This is a genomic window from Vibrio sp. PBL-C16 (assembly GCF_034321865.1).
Taxonomy (GTDB): Bacteria; Pseudomonadota; Gammaproteobacteria; order Enterobacterales; family Vibrionaceae; genus Vibrio; species Vibrio alginolyticus.
Genome location: NZ_JAXLNY010000002.1, coordinates 2608097 through 2632642 on the forward strand (window position 1 = coordinate 2608097; position 24546 = coordinate 2632642).

At 46.0% G+C, this 24546-nt stretch carries 16 protein-coding genes; 10 read left to right on the plus strand and 6 right to left on the minus strand.

Going from position 1 to position 24546, the window contains the following annotated elements:
* Positions 1-179: 179 nt before the first annotated feature.
* Positions 180-650 carry a ribonuclease regulator gene (locus UQW94_RS20220; protein ID WP_167415017.1) on the plus strand — a complete coding sequence of 157 codons (471 nt, stop codon included), beginning with the start codon at positions 180-182 and terminating at the stop codon, positions 648-650.
* Here the strand turns inward: UQW94_RS20220 and UQW94_RS20225 are convergent.
* Both UQW94_RS20225 and UQW94_RS20230 read right to left on the minus strand, forming a co-directional pair.
* Positions 647-1129, minus strand: coding sequence for a putative 4-hydroxy-4-methyl-2-oxoglutarate aldolase (locus UQW94_RS20225; RefSeq protein WP_005381822.1), 483 nt, complete (start codon positions 1127-1129; stop codon positions 647-649). The genes UQW94_RS20220 and UQW94_RS20225 overlap by 4 nt on opposite strands.
* A gap of 64 nt (positions 1130-1193) precedes the next feature.
* Complete coding sequence (locus UQW94_RS20230) at positions 1194-1601, minus strand: DUF3293 domain-containing protein (protein ID WP_005381823.1); 408 nt, start codon at positions 1599-1601, stop codon at positions 1194-1196.
* A 361-nt stretch (positions 1602-1962) separates the two neighbouring features.
* Here UQW94_RS20230 and arcA point away from each other — a divergent pair, with 361 nt between their 5' ends.
* The gene (gene arcA / locus UQW94_RS20235; RefSeq protein WP_005381824.1) at positions 1963-2679 is read left to right on the plus strand and encodes a two-component system response regulator ArcA; all 717 of its coding nucleotides are present in this window, start codon (positions 1963-1965) and stop codon (positions 2677-2679) included.
* An 85-nt stretch (positions 2680-2764) separates the two neighbouring features.
* On the opposite strand, the gene UQW94_RS20240 is transcribed toward arcA, so the two are convergent.
* The 4 genes from UQW94_RS20240 to UQW94_RS20255 all read right to left on the minus strand — a co-directional run bounded on the left by UQW94_RS20240 (position 2765) and on the right by UQW94_RS20255 (position 8548).
* Positions 2765-3214, minus strand: a complete 450-nt coding sequence (locus tag UQW94_RS20240) for a hypothetical protein (RefSeq protein WP_005381825.1) — start codon at positions 3212-3214, stop codon at positions 2765-2767.
* Position 3215: 1 nt separating this feature from the next.
* Positions 3216-5570, minus strand: coding sequence for an aerobic respiration two-component sensor histidine kinase ArcB (gene arcB / locus UQW94_RS20245; RefSeq protein ID WP_005381826.1), 2355 nt, complete (start codon positions 5568-5570; stop codon positions 3216-3218).
* Between the two features lie 237 nt (positions 5571-5807).
* Complete coding sequence (locus UQW94_RS20250; RefSeq protein ID WP_005381828.1) at positions 5808-7553, minus strand: GGDEF domain-containing protein; 1746 nt, start codon at positions 7551-7553, stop codon at positions 5808-5810.
* 35 nt (positions 7554-7588) lie between these two features.
* Complete coding sequence (locus UQW94_RS20255; protein ID WP_322142519.1) at positions 7589-8548, minus strand: TIGR01212 family radical SAM protein; 960 nt, start codon at positions 8546-8548, stop codon at positions 7589-7591.
* Between the two features lie 551 nt (positions 8549-9099).
* Here UQW94_RS20255 and gltB (UQW94_RS20260) point away from each other — a divergent pair.
* From gltB (UQW94_RS20260) to btuF, 8 genes are all read left to right on the plus strand, one after another.
* On the plus strand, positions 9100-13650 hold the full coding sequence (gene gltB, locus UQW94_RS20260) for a glutamate synthase large subunit (RefSeq protein ID WP_322142520.1): 4551 nt from the start codon (positions 9100-9102) through the stop codon (positions 13648-13650).
* On the plus strand, positions 13650-15119 hold the full coding sequence (locus UQW94_RS20265) for a glutamate synthase subunit beta (protein WP_104975856.1): 1470 nt from the start codon (positions 13650-13652) through the stop codon (positions 15117-15119). Before gltB (UQW94_RS20260) ends, UQW94_RS20265 begins: the two co-directional genes overlap by 1 nt.
* A gap of 448 nt (positions 15120-15567) precedes the next feature.
* A complete protein-coding gene (gene gltB / locus UQW94_RS20270) occupies positions 15568-20031 on the plus strand; it encodes a glutamate synthase large subunit (protein ID WP_322142521.1) in 4464 nt (1487 codons plus the stop codon).
* 20 nt (positions 20032-20051) lie between these two features.
* On the plus strand, positions 20052-21464 hold the full coding sequence (locus tag UQW94_RS20275; protein WP_322142522.1) for an FAD-dependent oxidoreductase: 1413 nt from the start codon (positions 20052-20054) through the stop codon (positions 21462-21464).
* Between the two features lie 91 nt (positions 21465-21555).
* Positions 21556-21984 (plus strand): DUF1499 domain-containing protein, encoded by a 429-nt coding sequence (locus tag UQW94_RS20280; RefSeq protein WP_017633627.1) that lies wholly within the window; start codon positions 21556-21558, stop codon positions 21982-21984.
* A gap of 63 nt (positions 21985-22047) precedes the next feature.
* A complete protein-coding gene (mtnN, locus tag UQW94_RS20285; protein ID WP_213874539.1) occupies positions 22048-22743 on the plus strand; it encodes a 5'-methylthioadenosine/S-adenosylhomocysteine nucleosidase in 696 nt (231 codons plus the stop codon).
* Positions 22744-22754: 11 nt separating this feature from the next.
* Entirely contained in the window at positions 22755-23708 is a 954-nt protein-coding gene (locus tag UQW94_RS20290) for a cobalamin biosynthesis family protein (protein WP_206958048.1), read from the plus strand.
* Positions 23708-24529, plus strand: a complete 822-nt coding sequence (btuF, locus tag UQW94_RS20295) for a vitamin B12 ABC transporter substrate-binding protein BtuF (protein ID WP_213874621.1) — start codon at positions 23708-23710, stop codon at positions 24527-24529. Before UQW94_RS20290 ends, btuF begins: the two co-directional genes overlap by 1 nt.
* Positions 24530-24546: the final 17 nt, after the last annotated feature.

Below are 24546 nucleotides of genomic sequence, written 5' to 3' on the forward strand. Positions count from 1 at the left end.
AAACGTACGATCAAATAATTCGAGAGGGTTGTGACACATAACAACAACTTAACTGTGACTTATGTTCATAGGATCGAATTATTTAGAAAATAGGTGAGCTAGCTTTCATATTCTATGCTTTAATAGTGAGAAGCTTTGGGCGCATACTAATAAAAAAGTTGACACAAGGAGTGGTGAACATGAAAAGAGGGCTTTTTCTGTTGCTGTTTTTTGTGCCTGGTGTTTGTCTAGCAAACGAACTTCCGCCGCTTCCAGGTAAAACATCCCCTTCTCCTCATAAGCTATTCATTTCCAGCGACAGTTATCAGTCTGACAGTTTTGATGTTTGGAATATCGATACGGGTTACGCTTACGAGCTTTTTGATTCGGTAGACGTTTATGTCGGTGCGCGAGTCAATAACTCTCCTACCCAAAATCAAAGTGGTTTTTTGAGCGGGATCAGCTATCACTTTAATGATCGTGTCACGCTGAAAAGTACAGTTCGCTCTTACAAGAATGAAACAGCGGAAGGTATTCGCCAAGACGACAGTAGCCTCGCGGCTGAAGTATCAAGTCGCGTAAAAATTACCGATAAACTGGATCTTCACGCGACTCTTGATTACCAAGATTGGCAACAAGGCTTTGAGGTTGGTTTAGGCTTTCGTTTTTAGAAGTCCAGCTTTTGCTTAGAAATCAACACACCGTTCCAGTCCGCGTAAACGTAGTGCTTAGGTTGAACGATTTGGTTTTGCATCGTTAAGGTTACGTTTACCTCTCCTATCCCGCGTTTCTCTGTTTTAAACGGGTTAGTTCCAAGAGCTTGAACGCCAATGTCCATTTGAGATATTTGTGCTACGTCGCGTATTGCACCATAGACAATGATACCTTCCCACCCATTTTCTATTCCGAGTATCGCTAATTGATCGCCGAGTAATGCTCTCTGACACGATCCATGTCCGTCAACAATCAATACTTTACCCGTTCCATCTTCGCCCAGTACTTCACGCACTTTCGAGTTATCGTGATAGCAGCGCACCGTAACGATTTCACCGTAAAAAGCGCTACGTTGACCAAAGTTCTGCAATGGTAAAGTAAGCAAGCTCACTTGGTCTTCAAATTGGTCACAAATATCGGGTGTAATGTCTCTCATATTTCCTCCGTGAATTTTCTCACCCAAGCGGTGCTTCAGTGAGCAGTATCCTTTTCTATACCTTCTATACGAGCCGAGGTTTAATGGAGCCTAACGTATGAAAAACTTTCGGCTGCGAGCACGCAATAAGATAAAGTTGGTCATTAATGACGTAATAAATCGCGTTTTGTTGAAAGTCACTCGCCAATTCAACGGCTACCTCTGGCGACAACTCGACGGCAAAGCTTTCCTCATACCATGTAAAAGCGCTATCACCTACCGTGACAGGCGCGTAATTAACGTGCTGTAGCTGTTTTTCTAACGCGTGATTGTTTATGCTGTTCTCTTCTTTGGACCTCAAGTTACTGTATGGGTTCCAAGCGGTTATCACAGCATAGTTTGAAACACGCCACTCGGCTTCGAATCTGAAAAAAGATTCTGAATAAGCATTCCATAACGATGCGTCTATGTTCTTATTACTTTTTTCTATCATAAGTCTTAAACGATTAATAACAGTTACATTTCATCAATTGATATAAATCAACAAACTGAATGGAATTAACATTTGAGCATTGTTAGCATGCTGTTAACAATATAAAATCCGCTCAATATCTTAGGGTGTTTACGTTTCAGGCCCCACTGAAAGCAGGAAATGAAAGGTAAACAAGCCCTTTAGAATAAACGTCGCCATTGGATACTGGTGAGTTGGCAAAATTCCATGGAGGGCGGATAACTGAAAGAAGTGTTTTTTTGATCAACTTGATTTATTATCAAAATCACATTACCTGTATGTTATATTTTTGCCTAGAATTTATTCTATTAGCACAATTTTGTCACAAATTTAGGTACCGCCAATGCAAACCCCGCAGATTCTTATCGTTGAAGATGAGCAAGTAACTCGTAACACTCTTAAGAGTATTTTTGAAGCAGAGGGATACGCTGTTTTTGAAGCCAGTGACGGTGAAGAGATGCACCAAGTGTTGTCTGATAACTCAGTCAACTTGGTTATTATGGACATTAATCTTCCAGGCAAGAATGGCCTTCTACTAGCGCGTGAATTACGCGAGCAAGCGAACATTGCTTTAATGTTCCTGACAGGCCGTGACAATGAAGTAGACAAGATCCTAGGTCTTGAGATTGGTGCAGATGACTACATCACTAAACCATTCAACCCACGTGAACTAACTATTCGTGCACGTAACCTACTTAGTCGCTCAATGAGCTCTAACGCGGTGCAAGAAGAGAAGCGCTCGGTAGAAAAGTATGAATTCAACGGTTGGGTACTAGACATCAACAGCCGCTCTCTAGTAAGCCCTGCTGGTGATAGCTACAAGCTACCTCGCTCTGAGTTCCGCGCATTACTGCACTTCTGTGAGAACCCGGGTAAGATTCAAACTCGTGCAGATCTTCTTAAGAAGATGACTGGTCGTGAACTTAAGCCACACGACCGTACTGTAGACGTAACGATTCGTCGTATCCGTAAGCACTTTGAGTCTGTTTCAGGTACGCCAGAAATCATCGCCACTATCCACGGCGAAGGTTACCGCTTCTGTGGCGATCTAGAAGACTAGATTTAACCGCTAATATGCAAAGGGCTTGCTCATTGAGCAAGCCCTTTTTGTTTTAGGTCTAACGACTAATGCAACATCATTGCGGTTAATAAACCTTGTTAATCTTCACGTACTTTTCGACTAACCAACGCTGTTTACCCGCATCGTCTAGAAGCACTGCGATATCAACCGATTTTTCTGTGTTCACATCAATGTGAGACGAGAACGCCACCTCCCATCGGCTTTCACTGTGCGTTCGAGTATCTAAAGACGCACTGTCCACCAACCACTCTTTTTGCCCCTGTTTAATAATAAGAGCTTCTGCCGTTAGATTTGCAGGAAGTAACTGATCTCCTTCGAGGTAAAGTGCACCTTGAATACTTTGCTCTTCCACGTCCCCAATATTCGGCATGAGGTTCACCCATAAATTACTTTTGAGCTCAACATTAACCTCATTAATCGTAATCTGACTGTTTTGTTGCCAATTCACATTTGGAACGGAACTACAGCCTGCCATCAATGCCATGGCTAATGCCAATGGTGCGATTCTTTTCATGTTATTTCCTTTGTTCCAACCAACTTTTGAGGACTTGAATATCGTTTTGGTATTCATTTTTGATCTCTTCAACCCAGTCTGAAATGTTTTCCCACCATGCTGGCATATCGGGCGATTGCGCTTTTTGCGCCACACTTTGGATACGTTTCAGGCCAATTGAACCTGCAGCACCTTTGATTTTATGCGCTTCAGAAACAATCCCATCTTGATCTTTCGCTGTCATGTTCGAATCTAAGACATCGATATAGTCTGGCATCATATCTTCAAACATTTTTATGCTGTCGTAGACAGGTTTTGCACCAACAATGTCGACGTAAGACTCTAACATATCCATATCGAGCAAATGTGTCTCAATCACAGGAGAAGGCACTGGCTCTTCCACTGTTTCGGGACCGCTCACCACTTCCTTAGGTTGTTCTAACTGGTGAGCGAAGAATTTATCAATCACTGACTGAATAGCATTCACTGCCAGCGGCTTACTGATCGCATCATCCATGCCGTTATCTAAGTATTCACGACGATCTTTCATTACATTAGCAGTTAAGGCGACCAATGGAGGAAGATTGTTATAATGCTTGCGGTAATAATTGGCGACATCAAAGCCTGTCATATCAGGCAGTTGGATATCCAACAACGCTAAGTCGTATTTTTCTGGCACAAAGTTCACTAACGCTTCTTGGCCCGTCATTGCCACGGTGACAGAGTGCCCTAGGCTCTCTAGTAACGATTTAGCCACAGTTACGTTAAGCTCGATGTCTTCGACCATAAATATGTTGAGGCGCACATTGTCGCGTTTCGCATCAATGACTGGCTCAGCTAGTTCAACAATCGGAACGTGGATCGATACAGTAAAAGTGCTACCAAAGCCTTCCTCACTGGTAACCGTAATGTCACCATCCATCATATTGATCAGTTGCTTAGATACCGCCAAACCAATACCTGTACCGACCGCATGCAGGTTGTCCTTGCCTGATTTCACTTGGTAGTACATCGCAAAGATCTTATCTAGCTCTTCGTCTGGGATACCAATACCTGTGTCTTCCACTTCCATAATAATGGTCGCAAAATCGTCTTCGACATCCGCGCTCACTGTCATCACAACGCCACCTTCCTTGGTGAACTTCATTGCGTTGCTGACCAAGTTCCAAATCACCTGACGTAGACGGGTTGCATCCACTTCAATTGCTTTTGGCAAGTCGCTTAAACGTTCTAAGTCAAAGCGTAACCCTTTTTGTTCCGCCATCAGAGCTGAGATACTCTCAATCTCTGCGACGAAGTCTTCGAAGTTAAGTGGCGCAGGTAATAGTTCTAACTTACGGCGATCAAATTTATCCATATCGATAATATCGTTGAAGATGTTACCTAGAGTAATCGCACTCACATTGATGGTCTGCATGTGTTTACGCTGCTCTTCTGTCAACGGACTATCTAGAAGCATACGACTTAAGCCTACAATGCCATTCAGCGGCGTTCGCAGCTCATGACTGATGGTTGAGATGAAGGTAGTTTTGTCGCGGCTTGCTTTCTCTAACGACTCTTCATGGCGCTTACGTTCAGTGATATCACGACCGAACCCAACGAGACCAAGGTGGCGGCCATCTTTGCTGTAAAATGGCACTTTACGCAGCTCAAAGTAATGCTTGCGACCATCTGGGTATTCGAGCCATTGCTCGTAAGTAATCGCTTGATTATCGGCAAAAACCTTTTGGTCAGTATCAACGATATGCTCGGCGATTTCTTTGCTATACACATCCCAAGGGCTTAATCCGACTAACTGGTGCTCTTTCTTGCCCGTTAGCTCTTCCATCGCGCGGTTACAGCCAGAGAAAACACCATCCGCATTGCGGTAGTAAATTAAGTCTGGTGAGGCATCAATAAATGAACGCAGTAATGCGGTACGTTCTGCCAACTCTAATTGAGTACGTTCGCGTTGGAACACCTCATTTTCGAGGTCTTGCATCGCCTCTTCACGTGCTTCTTCCGCTTTAATACGCTCTTCAATTTCTTGGTTAAGCTTTTCAATGTTTTGTTGAAGTTGGTAATTCAGCTCTTGATCTCGCGAACGCATGTCCTTCAGTTTGGACACCAGCTTAGTTAAACGCTGGCGAGACTCTTCTAGTTGATCGACAACCACAGAGAGGAAGTAAACCGCCCAAGGGGTGATCAATAGACCAAAAAACACCGAACGGACAATGTCGATATCATCTACTCGCCCTTTGAGAGCTAAAGTAATCCCTACCTGCACCACAACAGCTAATGCCACCAGCGCAAGGGCTAGCAAAATAGAGAAGCGAACAATCCCCAGTTTGACTAGCAAGTCGACATAATACTGGGCGAGATTTTTCATGGGTTTCATTAACTACTCCATGGTGGTGGCTAGATAGCGCCATTCGATGATGAAAAACAGGTAAATGCACTCGACCTAACGCAATTTAGGTCTGTTTGATTAGTGAAAAACACACGGTGCGATCTGCTCTTGTGATACGAGATAAAAAGATAAACCAACGAGCGCACAGGCTTGTGTAAGTTTAACGTGTTTAATACGGTGATTTAAACAATCAGCTATCAACTTAGAGCAAGCGGTCACAAAGCGTTAGCAAGAACTGGGGTGAATACAAGTGCGATTACGTCCATCAGCTTTAGCTTGATATAACGCACTGTCAGCCATAGCGATGCCCATTTCGGGTTCATCACCATGCTGAGGAATGTAAGAGACCAGACCGATACTGACGGTAAGGCGTTCAGATGCTTCTGAACTGTCGTGTTCCATATCAAGCTGTAGAATTTTCTCATGAATACGCTGTGCTACGTTGCGCGCACCTTCCGTGGTGGTATTCGGCAAGATAAAACCAAACTCCTCGCCACCATAACGCGCAACACAATCCGAAGAACGATTGATGACTTGTGTAAACACGGTAGCAACACTGACTAACGCTTCATCACCTTGTTGGTGACCGTAACAGTCGTTGTAATCTTTGAAAAAGTCGATGTCACATAACATGATGGTGAGCGGCAGCTTTTCTCGAGCGTGGTGGTACCACAATACCTGCAGTTGTTCGTCGAAACGGCGTCGGTTCGATACTTGAGTTAAGCTATCCATAAAGCTCAATTTTTCTAACTCTAGGTTGGCTTTTTCCAACTTTTGTTCTGCAAGATAACGCTCAGAAATATCACGCGCCATGATCAGCACACCATTCGTTCCTGATGCTTTATCTTTAAAAGGCGATTTCACCACATCAAACCACGTACTTTTACCATCACTACTCACGACTTTATCTATGTATCGAACTGGCTCTAACTGGCGTAATGCTTCTAAGTCACTGTCTGCTAAGCGCGCGTACATCTCTTTAGGAATCACGTCTTGGAGGCGCTTACCTATCAAATCAGAAATTTTTGAAATGCCTAACGCCTTAACAAAAGGCTGATTACACGCTTGATAGACCATGTTCTCATTGAAAATACCAATAGAGTCCGGACTGGCATCCAGAATCGTTTGTAAGATAGTATCTCTTTGCGCTAGCGCCACCTCTGTATCTTTGCGACGCTCCATTTCATCTCGCAGATTCTGTTGCATCTTGTGCCATTCAGTCACGTCATGACTAATAGACAGCGTACCGATAAGCTCACCACTCGGCGAAACAAGAGAGTTTTGATTGACTTCCAATAAGCAACTTCGACCTTGTGGATCCGTTGTCCATTTACGTTCGCTTTTTCTGGTCATCTCACCCAAGGCCTTGGATGCGCAAGCTTCTTCCCTTCGCCCTTGCCAGAATTGATCAAATGCTCGATTGGTCGTTAATAGATTGCCTTGGCGGTCTTGGGTACAAATCAGCTCTGAAAGTGAGTCTAATGCCGAACGTGCGATGATTAATTGGGCAAGTTCTTGTTGCTGCTCTTGGTGAGTGGCTTGATATGGCTGAGCATAAAGAATCCAAACTCGATGATTGCGCAATAAACTCTTTCTGCCTGACAGCTCCACTTTAATAGATTCACTATCAGATAGTCGCCAGTCAAAAGCCTGCTGACGAAAATGACGACTAGAGAAGCGATCGAGAAACTGCTCAAGCTCATGAATATCGAATAAAGCAGGATACAAATACCCCGTTCCCAAAGAGCGAATGCCTAACAACTGCATCGCAGCCTGGTTAGATAGCAAGAGCTGAGCATGGCTAGTGTCCACCACTATGACTGGATAGGGAGAATCCGTTACTAGTTGCTTAAGTGATGTCTGAAAGTGCAAATAGATCAGTGCTAACGCGCACACGCCTGCGATTAACAACAAGACGACATAGCCATAACCGCCTTGACCACCCCAAAGCCAATTGAGTAACTGATCCATCGTTTAAACCTTCAAAGAACACTGGTTAAAATATATCAGTTATTTATTGAGCGATCTGCTATTAATTCCGGTTTAGTATAGATAAAGGTATTCCCCGTAAGGCTCCCTTGAGCACCATGAGCACTGAGATCTCGACCAATTTCCGTCATCGCTAGCCAACGGTTTTCACACCACAGAGGCGATAATAACGTGGGCCTCCTGGCTGCTGATGAAACGCGATGATAAATCACATCTGGTGGTGTCATACGAATCATTTCACTGGCGATCGCAACATATTCTTCTAATTCAGGGGCTTCTAGCTTTCCAGCACGCCAAGCTTTCGCCATGGTGCTACCTTCGACAATATGCAAGCCATGTAACTTGATGCCATCCGTTCCCACGGCCAACACTTTTTGCAGCGTTTCAATATTTTCGGCGCGGGTTTCTTTGGGTAAACCCACAATTAAGTGAGTACAAACCTTGATTCCGAGTGTTCGAGCACGCTGAGTGATTTCGGCATAACACTCAAAGTCATGACCACGATTGATACGTTTGAGGGTGTCGTTGTTGGCGGTTTGAAGACCTAGTTCTAGCCAAATTTCATAACCTTGCTGTACATAGCCCGACAGTAAATCCAATACCGCATCAGGGACGCAATCAGGACGCGTCCCCACACAAAGACCAACCATGTCTGCAGCCTTTAGTGCTTCCTCATACATGTTTTTGAGAACTTGTACTTCTGCATAGGTACTGGTGTAGGCCTGAAAATAAGCGAGATACTTCTTCGCTCTGTGAATTTCACCTGCGCGATCTTTTAACTGTTCGTGAATGCTTTTTATCTGGACTTCTTCATCTGCAAACGAAGCCACATTGCAAAATGTACATCCTCCCCGCCCAATCGTGCCATCGCGGTTAGGGCAACTAAATCCACCGTGCAATGTTAACTTATGAACCTTTTCACCGTATCGACGCTGAAGATCTTGGCCGATTGTATTGACCAACTCATGTAACTGCATAAATTCTCACCAACAATAAATCGTAATCAATCTCACTACGATCTGTGTAAATAAATTACATCCCTGCAAGAAAAAACACACAATATTAATCAATTCAAACACCCATCATGCAGGTCAAAATCAATAAACTTGCATAATTAAAGACAAAAATCGTTCATGTTGCGTAAATGTTAAACTAAAAATGCATAATTAAACGAAAAAATTGGGTCACAACGCCGACTTTTTCATTGCATTCTGAAGTGACAAAATTGTAGGATACTTACACAACCCCGTTATTTTTGTGACTTTTATTACAAAGCACACTGCGGGATTTGTCGGTGTTATCCCACTCCTACCTATATAAATCACTAGATAGTGATAATAAATAAAGGGATACCACCAAGGATTGTTTTTCTCGCAAAACTTTTCCTGCGAGATACGGAAAGGAATCAAGACCGGTCAACCTAGATCGGTGGCGATAATAAATATAAAGGACAAGACGTAATCAATAGTCTAGGTAGTATTTGCTGCCCGGTACTTTTGCGTCGACATTGAACTGGAAGGATGTATCTATGGTAGATAGAGAGCAAAATCCACAGGGTCTGTACACTCCGGAACTGGAGCATGACGCTTGTGGTATCGGTTTTGTTGCTCACCTTAAAAACCGTAAATCTCATGAAGTAGTGACTCAAGCATTGGATATGCTGGCTCGCATGGAACACCGTGGTGGTCAAGGTTGTGACCCATGCAGCGGTGACGGTGCGGGTATCTTGCTACAAAAACCTCATGAATTCCTATTAGAAGAAGCCGTTAAGCTAGGCATTAAACTGCCTTCGTTTGAAAAGTATGGTGTTGGTGTCGTTCTTTTCCCGAAAGACGAATACAAACGCGAACAATGCCGTGACATTCTAGAACGCAACGCACAGCGTCTAGACCTTGAAGTTATCGGCTACCGCGTATTACCAACCGACAACTCCATGATTGGTGCCGACCCTCTAAGCACAGAGCCTCAATTTGAGCACGTGTTTATCTCCGGCGGCCCTGGCATCACGCCTGAAGAGCTAGAACGCAAACTGTACGTACTTCGTAACTATACTGTACGTGTTTGCCTAGAAAGCGTTTCGAACATTGGTGACGACTTCTACATTAACTCCATGTCTTACAAGACATTGGTATACAAAGGTCAGTTAACGACCGAGCAAGTACCTCAGTACTTCCTTGATCTACAAAACCCGACCATGGTGACTGCACTGGCGCTGGTACACTCTCGTTTCTCTACCAATACCTTCCCGAAATGGCGTCTTGCACAGCCTTTCCGTTACATTGCCCACAACGGTGAAATCAATACAGTTCGCGGTAACTTGAACTGGATGAAAGCCCGTGAAGCAATCCTAGAATCAGACCTGTTTACTCAGGCTGAAATCGACATGCTTCTTCCAATCTGTCAGGAAGGCAGCTCGGATTCATCTAACTTCGATATGGCACTTGAGCTCCTAGTTCTTTCTGGTCGCAGCCTGCCACACGCATTGATGATGATGATCCCGGAAGCATGGCAAGAAAACAAAAACATGGATCCTAAACGTCGCGCGTTCTATCAGTACCACGCGAACATCATGGAACCATGGGATGGTCCTGCTTCAGTATGTTTTACTGATGGTGTTCAAGTTGGTGCGACACTAGACCGTAACGGTTTGCGCCCTTCTCGCTACACAGTGACCAAAGATAACTTCCTAGTGATGGCATCTGAATCTGGTGTTGTGGATATTGAACCAGAGAACGTAGAGTTCCGTGGTCGTCTACAACCGGGTCGTATCTTCGTTGCAGACCTAGAACAAGGTCGAATCATCTCTGATGAAGAAGTGAAAGACACCATCGCAACGGCACAGCCTTACGAGAAGTGGGTAGAAGAAAACCTACTGAGCTTGAAGAAGCTGCCAGATGCGAGCAACCAGTTCAGCCAACCTAAGCCAGAACACCTTCTACACCGCCAACAAGCGTTTGGCGTAAGCACTGAAGAAGTGAACGAAATCATCGTTCCAATGGCGAATGATGCGAAAGAGCCATTATCAGCAATGGGTGCCGACTGGCCTCTTGCGGTTCTATCTCATCAGTCTCAACATCTTTCAAACTACTTCAAGCAGCTGTTCGCACAGGTAACTAACCCACCGATCGACCCGATCCGTGAGCGTATGGTTATGTCGCTGAACACTTACTTGGGTAAAGACCAAAACCTTCTGACTGAAACACCACTTCACTGTCAGAAAGTAGAATTGGAATCGCCTGTTCTAGCCAACTCTGAGCTTGAAAAACTGCGTGCGATCGATAACGAGCACCTACAAGCGAAAACGTTGGATATCGTATTCCAAGCTAGTGAAGATCAAGGCAAACTTGAGCGTGCATTAAAACGTATCTGCCAATACGCAGAAGACGCGGTTATCGATGGTTATTCAATCATCCTACTCACTGACCGCGCAGTGAATTCAAACCACGCGGCGATCCCAGCAATGCTGGCTGTTGGCGCAGTGCACCACCACTTGATCCGTAAAGGTCTACGTGCGAAGTGTGACATCGTGGTTGAAACTGGTGACGCGCGTGAAACGCACCACTTTGCAACGCTACTTGGTTACGGTGCGAATGCGGTTAACCCTTACCTAGTGATTGAAACCATCATTGAACTTCAACGTACGAAGAAGTTGGATCCAGAAGCGAACCCGCGCGATCTGTTCAACAACTACCGTAAAGCGATTAATGGCGGTCTTCTGAAGATCTTCTCGAAGATGGGTATCTCGACGCTACAGTCGTACCATGGCGCACAAATCTTCGAAGCCTTGGGCATCCACAAATCCGTGGTAGACAAATACTTCACTGGTACGGTTTCTCGTATCCAAGGTCTCACCCTTGATGATATCGCCAAAGAAGTGCTGATCCGTCACCGCATCGGTTACCCACAACGCGAAATCCCAATTCAAATGTTGGATGTTGGTGGTGTTTACCAATGGAAACAGCGTGGTGAAAAGCACCTATTCAACCCAGAGACTATTTCTCTACTGCAAGAGTCTACGCGCAACAAGAACTACGATCAGTTCAAGCAATACGCGACAGCCGTAGATAAACAAGGTGACAACGCGGTAACTCTGCGTAGCCAGCTAGAATTCATTAAGAATCCAGCCGGTTCTATCTCTATCGACGAAGTCGAGCCAATTGACAGCATCGTGAAACGCTTCGCGACGGGTGCTATGTCATTCGGTTCTATTTCTTACGAAGCACACTCCACACTGGCTGTTGCGATGAACCGTCTTGGCGCGAAATCGAACTCTGGTGAAGGTGGTGAAGACCCAATGCGTTTCGAGCGCAAAGAGAACGGCGATTGGGAACGCTCTGCAATCAAGCAGGTGGCTTCAGGTCGTTTCGGCGTAACCTCTTACTACCTAACTAACGCTGAAGAGCTGCAAATCAAAATGGCTCAAGGTGCGAAGCCAGGTGAAGGTGGTCAGCTACCAGGCGATAAAGTAGATGACTGGATCGGTGCAACGCGTCACTCGACTCCGGGCGTTGGCCTTATCTCTCCACCACCACACCACGATATCTACTCAATCGAAGATTTGGCTCAGCTTATCTACGACTTGAAGAACGCGAACCGCGCAGGCCGTGTAAACGTGAAGCTGGTATCAGAAGCAGGCGTAGGTACGATCGCTTCTGGTGTAGCGAAAGCGAAAGCGGACGTTGTACTAATCGCAGGTTTCGACGGCGGTACAGGTGCATCACCAATGTCTTCAATCCGCCATACCGGTCTTCCTTGGGAACTTGGCTTGGCAGAAACGCACCAAACGCTACTGAAGAACGGTCTACGTAACCGTATCGTGGTTCAAGCAGATGGTCAGATGAAGACACCTCGCGACCTTGCAGTGGCAACACTACTTGGTGCAGAAGAATGGGGCGTAGCAACCGCAGCATTAGTGGTTGAAGGTTGTATCATGATGCGTAAGTGTCATAAGAACACTTGTCCTGTTGGTATCGCGACTCAGAACAAGACGCTTCGCGAGCGCTTTGATGGCCGCGTAGAAGACGTCGTTACCTTCTTCCAATACATGGCACAAGGTCTACGTGAAATCATGGCTGAGCTTGGCTTCCGCACTATCGATGAAATGGTCGGTCAAGGTCAGAAACTGAAGATCCGCCAAGACATTTCTCACTGGAAATACAAGAACCTAAATCTGTCTCCTGTTCTCCACGTTGAGCAACCACGTGAAGCTGATGGTGTATTCAACCAAGCTCAACAGAACCACAACCTAGAAGAAGTGCTAGACCGTAAGCTGATTCAAGCAGCGATTCCTGCACTAGAGAAAGGCGAAGCGGTGAATGCCGAGTTCCCTATCGTCAACACGGACCGCTCTGCAGGTACCATGTTGTCGAACGAAATCTCGAAAGTGTACAAAGATGCAGGTCTACCTCAGCCAATGAACGTGAAGTTCAAAGGTTCTGCAGGTCAGTCATTCGGCGCATTCCTAGCTAAGGGCGTGAAGTTCGAAGTGGAAGGCGACGCGAACGACTACTGGGGTAAAGGCTTATCCGGCGGTACTTTAGTACTTTATCCAGATGCGAAATCAAGCATTGTCGCGGAAGACAACATCGTGGTTGGTAACGTGTGCTTCTACGGTGCAACTTCGGGTGAGTCTTTCATTCGTGGTATGGCTGGTGAACGTTTCTGTGTTCGTAACTCAGGCGCGAAAGTAGTAGTAGAAGGCGTCGGTGACCACGGTTGTGAATACATGACTGGCGGTGCAGCCATCATCCTTGGGTCAACAGGTCGTAACTTTGCCGCAGGTATGAGTGGTGGCGTGGCTTACGTATGGGATAAATCAGGTGACTTTGAGTCAAAACTGAACCCAGAGTTAGTAGACCTAGATCCAATCGAGCAAGAAGACAGAGATCTATTACTCGACATGCTAACTAAGCATGTTCAATTCACAGGAAGTGAAGTCGCTCAGTCTTTCCTAGACAACTTTGAAGCAAGCCTAGCCTCTATGGTTAAGGTAATGCCGCGTGACTACAAAGCGGTTCTTCAAAAGCGTAAAGCTGAAGCACAGTCTCAAGGAAACGAAACTCAAGTGGAGGCCGTATAATGGGTAAGCCTACTGGATTTTTAGAGCATGGTCGTGAACTACCACAGAAGATCGACCCAGCTGAACGCATCAAGAACAACAAAGAGTTCGTTCTGAACGAGGAGTTTGGTGACAAGATCAATACTCAGGCTTCTCGTTGTATGGATTGTGGTGTGCCGTTTTGTCATAACGGCTGCCCTATCGGTAACATCATCCCAGAGTTTAACGATGCGGTTTATCGTGATAGCTGGGAAGAAGCTTGGAACATTCTAAGCTCAACCAATAACTTCCCAGAGTTCACTGGTCGTGTTTGCCCTGCTCCGTGTGAAAGTGCTTGTGTACTTGGCATCAACCAAGATCCAATCACTATCTGTAATATCGAGAAAACCATCGTAGAAACGGCGTATCGTGAAGGGTACGCCAAACCAAAAACACCACGCTCTCGCACTGGCAAAACCGTTGCGATCATTGGTTCAGGTCCTGCTGGCCTTGCGGCAGCAGAGCAGCTAAACAGCGCTGGTCATACTGTGACGGTATTCGAGCGAGACGAGAAAGTGGGCGGTCTGCTACGTTTTGGTATCCCAGACTTTAAACTGAGCATGGAAGTCATTGATCGCAAGATCAATCTAATGGCAGAAGCTGGCATTGAGTTTAAAGTAAACCAACACGTCGGTGTTGATGTAAATGCTCAACAATTGCGTCAAGAGTTCGATGTGGTTCTACTAACCGGTGGCTCAACGGTTCCACGTGATTTGCCCGTTCCGGGTCGTGAACTAAAAGGCGTTCACTTCGCGATGGAATTCCTAGGTCAAAATAACCGCCGTGCCAACGACATGGATCTTAAGGGTGAAGAACTTCACGCCGCGGGTAAACACGTTGTCGTTATCGGTGGTGGTGATACGGGTTCTGACTGTGTAGGTACATCAAACCGCCACGGTGCAGCAAGCATCACTCAGGTTGAAATCATGCCGATTCCACCAGAGAAACGTCCTGCCAATATGCCATGGCCACAGTACCCGATGATCCTACGTACTTCGACGTCTCATGAAGAAGGCGTTGATCGTCACTGGAATATCCTAACCAAAGAGTTCATCGGCAATGACAAAGGTGAAGTTACCGGTCTTCGTTTAGCTGATATCGTTTGGCAAGATGCGAAACCAGGCGAGCGTCCAAGCTTCAAAGAAGTAGAAGGCAGCGAGCGTGTGATTCCATGTGATATGGCATTTCTAGCGATGGGATTCCTACACCCTGAACCAACAGGCGTACTTGCTCAACTGGATATCGCACTAGACGATCGCGGTAACGTAGCAACTCAAGATTTTGCTACTAACCAAGAAGGCGTATTTGCTGCTGGTGATATGCGAACAGGCCAATCTTTGGTGGTTCGTTGTATCAATGAAGGCCGCGAATGTGCCCGTGCTATCGATGATTACCTAATGGGTGGCACAAACCTAGAAGCAAAAGCAGATTCACTGATGCTTTCTGCTTAACGAAGCAGTCATGCTTCTCTCTTTCAATTGCCTAATAGCCATCAGCAATATCGATGGCTATCGGTGAAGAAAGAAAACAATTCCTTCCAATCTTTCTATTTTGACCAGCATTTTATGCTGGTCTTTTTTATCTCCCACAGAATCAAATGTTACTTTTTTGTAACAATCAATTTTCTATCTATTTGAAATTATTAAACTATTTTAGCTTATTAAATGGTAAATCGTATATTCACGTGATGATCCACTAATAACTTGACCTTTTTTACAATAAGCTATAGCTTGTGAAGTTGATGAAAATAAAACACTCAAAAAATGTTAAATATTTCACAACTTTTACTGAATAATTATACATAAAGCTATAAAGATGACGCATAGTTAGTCATCGATATCAACGTAAGCAGTGTTGATATATCTGTCGGGATGACGGATAAGCAAAGGGAGAATTGCAATGGCTCTTTATGATCCAAGTCTTGAGAAAGACAACTGTGGATTTGGCTTGATCGCGCATATGGAAGGCGAACAAAGCCACAAGCTGGTACGTACAGCAATTTCTGCACTTGACCGCATGACTCACCGTGGTGGTATCGCCGCCGATGGTAAAACTGGTGATGGTTGTGGTCTTCTATTACAAAAGCCCGATTCCTATTTACGTCTTATTGCCGAAGAAAATGGTTTCAACCTTGGCAAGCAATACGCCGTAGGGATGATTTTCTTCAACCAAGATCCAGTCAAAGCTCAACTCGCTAAAGACATCGTCAACAAAGAACTGGCGCAAGAGACGCTAACTGTGGCTGGTTGGCGTGAAGTACCAACTAATTCAGAAGTACTCGGTCCAATTGCGGCCAACTCGCTTCCAAATATTCAGCAAGTCTTTGTCTCTGCACCGGCAGGTTGGCGCGAACGCGACATTGAACGTCGTCTCTACATCGCACGCCGTCGCATCGAGAAACAAATCACCGAAGATCCGGATTTCTACATCTGTAGCTTATCGACTCAAGTTTTGGTGTACAAAGGCCTATGCATGCCTGCGGACTTACCGCGCTTTTATCTTGATCTTGCCGATCTACGTATGGAATCTGCTATCTGTCTGTTCCACCAGCGTTTTTCTACCAACACTCAACCGCGTTGGCCATTAGCTCAACCGTTCCGCTACCTTGCTCATAATGGTGAGATCAATACCATTGAAGGTAACCGACAATGGGCACGCGCTCGTGCTTACAAGTTCTCGTCACCACTGCTGCCTGACCTACAAACTGCAGCACCGTTTGTGAACGAGACAGGCTCAGACTCGTCTAGCCTAGATAATATGCTAGATCTCTTTTTAGCTGGCGGCATGGATATCTTCCGTGCCATGCGTATGCTTGTGCCGCCAGCATGGCAAAACCACCCTGACATGGATCCGGATTTGCGTGCGTTTTACGATTTCAACTCCAAACACATGGAACCATGGGATGGCCCAGCAGGTATCGTACTGTCCGATGGTCGTTATGCTGCTTGTAACCTAGACCGAAACGGTCTACGTCCTGCGCGTTATGTAATTACCAAAGACAAGTTGATCACTCTGGCGTCTGAGGTAGGGATTTGGAATTACGCCCCAGATGAAGTTGCCAAAAAAGGTCGTGTAGGTCCGGGGGAATTGCTCGTCATCGACACTCGTAAAGGTAAGCTTTGGCAATCTAGCGAGATCGATAATGACCTGAAATCTCGTCACCCTTATCGCGAATGGATGGAGAACAACGTTCGCAAACTAACACCGTTCTCTCAGCTGCCTGAAGATCAAGTAGGTGAGCGCAGCTTTGATGAAGACTTGCTTAAGACTTATCAAAAGCAGTTTGCTATGAGCAATGAAGAAGTCGATCAAGTATTGCGTGTCCTCGGTGATATGGGGCAAGAAGCCGTCGGTTCGATGGGTGATGACACCCCGATGGCGGTTCTTTCTTCGAAAGAGCGCTTGGTGACTGATTACTTCCGTCAGAAGTTCGCGCAGGTCACCAACCCACCAATCGATCCACTGCGTGAGAAACACGTCATGTCGCTGGCGACCAGCATCGGTCAGGAAATGAATGTCTTCTGTGAAACCGATGGCCACGCGCATCGTGTAACCTTTGATTCTCCAGTACTGCTCTATTCAGACATGCAGCAACTACTAGAGCTGAGTGACGATCATTACCGTAATACCATTCTCGATATCAACTACGACCCACAACAGAAAGATCTCAAACAAGCCATTGATGATCTGTGTGAGCAAGCAGAACAAGTGGTGCGTGAAGGCACGGTTCTAGTCGTGCTTTCAGATCGCGCTTTAGTCAAAGGCAAGCTGCCAATTCCTGCAGCAATGGCGGTCGGTGCGGTTCAAACTCGCTTGATCGATGCCAACTTACGTTGTGATGCCAACATTGTTGTTGAGACCGCAACAGCTCGTGACCCACACCAATTTGCTGTCTTGCTTGGCTTTGGTGCTACTGCGGTTTACCCATACCTTGCTTATGAAGCGTTAGGTAAACTGATTGATGATAAAGCACTAGAGAAAGACTACCGCGATGTGATGCAAAACTACCAATACGGCATCAACAAAGGCCTGTACAAGATCATGTCGAAAATGGGGATCTCAACCATCGCCTCTTACCGCTGCTCACAACTATTTGAAGCAGTTGGCTTGAGCCAAGATGTGGTCGATCTGTGTTTTAAAGGCGTCACAACTCGAATTGAAGGCGCGAATTTTGACGACTTCCAGCAAGATCTTACAAACTTATCTCGTAAAGCATGGGCGAAACGCAAATCGATTGATCATGGCGGCTTGTTAAAGTACGTCCATGGAGGTGAGTATCATGCTTACAACCCGGATGTTGTCGGCACGCTGCAACAGGCAGTTAAATCTGGCGAAAGTAACGACTATCAGAGCTTTGCTAAGCAGGTAAACCAACGCCCTGTTGCCATGCTGCGTGACTTAATGTCGCTGAAAAAATCAGACTCACCGCTGCCACTTGAGCAAATAGAACCACGCACTGAACTGTTCAAACGCTTTGACTCAGCGGCAATGTCCATTGGCGCACTTAGCCCAGAAGCGCATGAAGCACTTGCAACGGCGATGAACCGTCTTGGTGGTTACTCTAACTCGGGTGAAGGCGGTGAAGATCCTCGCCGCTTCGGTACTGAGCGTAACTCACGTATCAAACAGATTGCTTCTGGCCGATTTGGTGTAACGCCGCATTACCTGACTAATGCGGATGTACTGCAAATCAAGGTGGCACAAGGTGCGAAACCGGGTGAAGGTGGACAGCTACCAGGACACAAAGTCACCGCAGAAATCGCAAAACTGCGTTATTCGGTACAAGGCGTGACTCTGATCTCCCCTCCTCCGCACCACGATATCTATTCGATTGAAGATTTGGCCCAGCTGATCTTCGACCTTAAACAAGTCAACCCAAATGCGCTGGTTTCGGTAAAACTCGTCTCCGAGCCAGGTGTCGGCACCATCGCAACGGGTGTAGCCAAGGCTTACGCTGATCTTATTACCATTTCGGGTTACGACGGTGGTACCGCAGCAAGCCCATTAACTTCGGTAAAATACGCTGGTAGCCCTTGGGAGTTGGGGTTGGCAGAGACACAACAAGCTCTGGTTGCTAATGGTCTGCGTCATAAGATTCGCCTACAGGTAGACGGTGGTCTAAAGACTGGTTTAGACGTAGTTAAAGCCGCAATTTTAGGTGCAGAAAGCTTCGGTTTTGGTACTGCGCCAATGGTCGCTATGGGTTGTAAGTTCCTACGAATTTGTCACCTCAACAACTGTGCAACTGGGGTTGCGACTCAAGACGAGACACTGCGTAAAGAATACTTCAAAGGTCTACCAGAAATGGTGATGAATTACTTCATCGGCCTGGCAGACGAAGTGCGCGGATTACTCGCCGAACTTGGCGTTGAAAAGCTGACGGACTTGATTGGTCGTACCGATTTACTTGAGGCAGTAGAGGGATTTACAGCGAAACAGACCAAGCTGGATCTATCCAATATTCTAGAAGCTCCAGTATCACCTGAGGGCCATCCGCTATTTTGGACAGAGCCAAACAAACCGTTTGACAAAGCTGAGCTCAACCAAAAGATCGTTGATGATGCCATGCATGCGGTCGAAAACAGTCAATCGGCAAGTTTCTTCTACAATGTCATCAACACTGATCGTTCTGTTGGTGCACGCTTATCTGGCGAAATAGCAAAACGCTATGGCAACCAAGGGTTGGCGGCTTCCCCTATCAAAATCTATCTTGACGGCACCGCAGGCCAGTCCTTTGGTGTTTGGAACGCAGGTGGTGTAGAGCTTTACCTCACGGGCGATGCGAACGACTACGTGGGCAAAGGCATGGCGGGTGGTAAAGTGGTTATCAAACCTCACCTTGGCACCGCATTTAAATGCAATGAAGCAACTATCATTGGTAACACCTGCCTGTACGGCGCGACCGGCGGTAAACTATTTGCAGCCGGTAAAGCAGGTGAGCGTTTCGGCGTACGAAACTCAGGTACGATAGCCGTCATTGAAGGTGCTGGCGATAACGCTTGTGAGTACATGACTGGCGGTATTGTTGCCATTCTTGGTGCGACAGGTGTGAACTTTGGCGCGGGTATGACTGGAGGCTTTGCCTATGTTCTGGATGAGAACCAAAGCTTTGAAGGTCGAGTTAATACTGAGTCTGTCGAAGCCATCTCATTGTCCGATCTTTACATCCACCAAGAACATTTGCGTGGCCTAATTGCGGAACACCTTGAAGAAACAGGGTCGAGTCATGCTGAAAATATTTTGGCGAACTTTGATGAATGGATTCCAAAGTTTTATTTGGTGAAACCACAAGCGGCAGATCTTCGCACGCTACTTGGTCACCAGAGCCGCAGTGCCGCAGAGCTGCGTGTTCAAGCACAGTAATCATGGAGGATGTTTGAATCATGAGCCAGAACGTTTATCAATTTATCGATGTGCAGCGTGTAGATCCTGCGAAAAAGCCTATCAAAGTTCGTAAGATCGAGTTCGTTGAAATCTATGAACCGTTCACTAAACAACAGGCGACTGCACAAGCGGATCGCTGCTTAGATTGTGGCAACCCATATTGTGAATGGAAATGCCCAGTCCACAACTACATCCCTCAATGGTTAAAACTTGCCAATGAAGGTCGTATTCTTGAAGCGGTTGAACTATCGCATCAAACCAATAGCCTACCGGAAGTATGTGGGCGCGTTTGTCCTCAAGACCGCCTATGTGAAGGTTCATGCACGCTTAATGATGACTTTGGTGCCGTCACCATCGGTAACATAGAAAAGTACATTACCGACAAAGCGTTTGAAATGGGCTGGAAGCCAGATATGTCCAAGGTGGAGTGGACTGATAAAAAGGTCGCAATCATTGGAGCAGGCCCAGCTGGCTTGGCTGCCGCTGATATCCTAGTGCGCAATGGCGTTAAGCCAGTCGTGTTTGACCGCTACCCTGAAATTGGAGGCCTTCTGACCTTCGGTATTCCTTCCTTCAAGCTTGAAAAAGGCGTGATGGAAAACCGCCGCCGTGTGTTCACTGAAATGGGCGTCGAGTTCCGCATGAACATGGAAGTAGGCAAAGATGTCCAAATGCAAGAGCTACTTGATGAATACGATGCTGTTTTCTTGGGCGTTGGCACCTATAAATACATGCGTGCAGGTCTAGATAATGAAGATGCGCCGGGTGTGTATGACGCGCTGCCATTTTTAATTTCGAACACCTACAAAGTCATGGATCTTGAGAGTAACCAACCCTTTATCGATATGGCAGGAAAGAAAGTCGTCGTACTGGGTGGTGGTGATACAGCAATGGACTGCGTTCGTACCTCAATTCGCCAAGGTGCCTCCAACGTAGTTTGTGCTTATCGTCGTGATGAGGCCAACATGCCAGGCTCTCGTCGCGAGGTAAAAAACGCAAAGGAAGAAGGCGTGAAGTTCATGTTCAACCTTCAGCCTTTGGGAGTGGAAGTGGATGCGTCAGGCAAAGTCTCGGGGGTCAAAGTGGTGAAAACCGCACTTGGTGAACCTGATGAAGCGGGTCGCCGACGTCCAGAGCACGTTGAAGGCAGCGAGCACGTTCTACCAGCAGACGTTGTTATCATGGCGTTTGGTTTCCAGCCGCACAAAATGGACTGGTTAGCACCGTTTGATGTCGATTTGGATCAATGGGGTCGTATCAAAGCCCCAGCGAAGCAAGAGTTCCAGTTCCAGACCAGCAACGAAAAGATCTTCGCGGGTGGCGATGCGGTACGAGGTTCTGATCTTGTCGTAACCGCAATTGATGAAGGACGAAAAGCGGCAGAAGGCATTCTCGATTACCTCGAAGTTTAATCTCAGTTAACCTCACAAAAAGGGTCCTATTATTGGATCCTTTTTCTTTTGTATCCATATAATTAGAAGCAAAATCATAAGAGTAAATATAATGAAAAAAGCCGCTCTCCTTTCCATTACTTTGCTCGGCTTAACCGCTTGTAGCCAAGGAGTCAAAACCATGACGGATCGTTCTCAATCACCTTGTGGTGACAAACCAAACTGCGTCTCCACCCAAGACACGCGAGAAAAATACAACCTAACGCCATTTATCTTAGTTGATTCAGCGAACATCGACGCTATTGAGCAAGTTGCGCTTGAACTGCCAGGCGCGAAAACCGCGGTGAAAGAAAGCAACTACCTTCGTATCGAGTGCACATCTAAAATCATGCGCTTCGTGGATGACCTCGAGCTAAAAATAGCAGGAGACCAACTGATTGTGCGCTCAGAATCTCGTGTGGGCTACTCTGACTTTGGCGTAAACAGAAAGCGCGCCGATCAATTACGAGAAAAGCTCACTCAAGCAAAGCTCATCAAATAGAAAACTGCCAACGGGGAGTGCTATACTCTCGGCCAACTAAAATATTTACTTAAAGAGAGTGTTATGAAAGTTGGTATCATCGGTGCGATGGAACAAGAAGTGACCATCCTGAAGCAAGCAATTACAAACTGCAAAACTGTAAATAAAGCAGGTTGTACGTTTTTCTCTGGTCAAATTAACGATGTCGAAGTCGTCGTACTACAATCGGGCATCGGTAAAGTTGCAGCGGCAGTGGGCACGACAATCCTTCTTGATGAATACCAACCAGACGTTGTGATTAACACAGGCTCTGCTGGCGGTTTCGATTCAAGCTTAAACCTTGGCGATGTAGTTATCTCTACAGAAGTTCGTCATCACGATGCAGACGTAACCGCTTTTGGTTATGAAATTGGCCAAATGGCCGGTCAACCAGCTGCATTCAAAGCGGATGACAAGCTAATGGACTTAGCCGAAAAAGCCCTAGCACAAATGGAAAACACTCATGCGGTTCGCGGCCTAATTTGTACTGGCGATGCGTTTGTTTGTACTGCTGAGCGTCAAGAGTTTATTCGTAAACACTTCCCGTCAGCTATCGCTGTAGAAATGGAAGCATCTGCTATCGCTCAAACTTGTCACCAATTCAACACACCGTTTGTTGTTGTGCGTGCAATCTCTGATGTCGCTGATAAAGAATCACCAATGAGCTTTGATGAGTTCCTGCCTCTAGCAGCAAAAAGCTCTTCCGAAATGGTATTCAAAATGCTGGAACTCATTAAGTAAACGACTCATTCATGGAAGAAGTTTTTCAGTCATTTTATACCAACGGTGCGCTCCTCATTATGTGGGGTGCACTGATCTTGCACCTTTTAGTGCCAATCCCCCATTCAGCGCACCCCATCACTTTATGGCGAAAGCTAGCAGAGCAGCTAGCTAACAAAGTGAACAATAATCACAATTACTCACAGAGTGTAATCTCAGGCAGTCTTGCACTAGGCTTGATGCTGTTTCCTTGCTTGATATTACTGATTGCAGTAAAGCCATTTGTTTGGCAAATCCCTTTATATGAACTGGTTCTATTGATCATTGCGCTAGACTGGCGCAACAGCGAAACGTTAACGAAACAGCTCGTCACAAGTATCTCTTCGGAAGACAAAGCTCAGTGTCGAGCATTACTGAGACCATATCTTAATCGCGATACTGGTAGCCTCTCGATCGTTGGCATAGGTAAAGCTGGCTCAGAAACCCTGATTATGGGATACAGCCGCAACGTGATCGGCGTGCTATTTTGGTACGCACTAACAGGTGGTATTGGTGCGTTAATGTATCGACTCACAACAGAATTAGCGCGAGTGTGGTCTCCTAGCCGACGCCAATATTTGCCCTTTGGTAAACCTGTGATTCAACTGGTTGCTACTCTGGATATTATTCCACTTCGTCTCTTTGCCATACTTTTAGCTGCCGGAAAGAATACAAGTAATGTGCTCTCTGGAATACAACAGCAAGCGAAGTCTTGGCCCTTACCAGGACCTAGCTGGGTGTTATGTACTATCGGACACAAACTACAACTGTCTTTATGCGGCCCTGCTATCTATCAAGGTGTGCGTGCAGAGCGCGCAAAAATCGGTGGGCGCATTGCGCCATCGGCTATTCACCTTTCACAAATACATACGCTGCTCGTTTGGCGCGTCCTGGCTTGGATCGCAATCCAAAGTTTGCTTTTAGGAATAATTTATCAAGGATTATGATGAATAAATTATGCTTCGCATTAACGCTGTTTGTTTCGACAGCGACCTTCGCTCAACCCGCTCAACGCATTATAAGTTTAGCTCCACATGCCACCGAAATTGCCTTTGCAGCAGGGCTAGGAGAGCAGCTTGTTGCTGTCAGCGAAATGAGCGATTATCCAGAACAGGCAAAGCAGCTAGAAAGAGTCTCAAATTATCAAGGAATTAAATTAGAGCGCATTATTGCTCTTCAGCCGGACTTAGTGATTGCTTGGCCAGCCGGAAACCCCGCTAAAGAGTTGGAGAAAATTAAACAGTTCGGTATTCCTATCTATTACTCCACTACAGGTTCATTAGAAGATATCGCCAATAATATCGAGCAACTCAGCCAATACAGCGAAACTCCACAAGTAGGAAAAAAAGCCGCTGAAGATTTTAGAACGCAGCTGAGTACACTAAAAGAACAGTACAACGCGAACGAGAAAGTTAGTTACTTTTATCAGTTGAGTGAAAAGCCTATCATCACTGTCGCCGGAAAGAACTGGCCAAGTGAAGTCTTTACTTTTTGCGGTGGTGAGAACATTTTCGCCGCATCTAGCGCGCTTTATCCTCAAGTTAGCATCGAGCAAGTCATTACTCGCCAGCCAGAGGTTATTTTTACTTCTCGTCACACAATGAGTAACGATGGTATGTGGGCTGAGTGGAGTAATGAGCTTCTTGCTCTTAAAAACAAACACATCTGGTCCCTAAACTCTGATTGGATTAACCGTCCCACACCACGCACATTGAACGCGATCAAGGAAGTGTGTGAGCACTTTAAAAGCGTTCGTCAAAAACGCTAACGATTTCGTGGCAAATA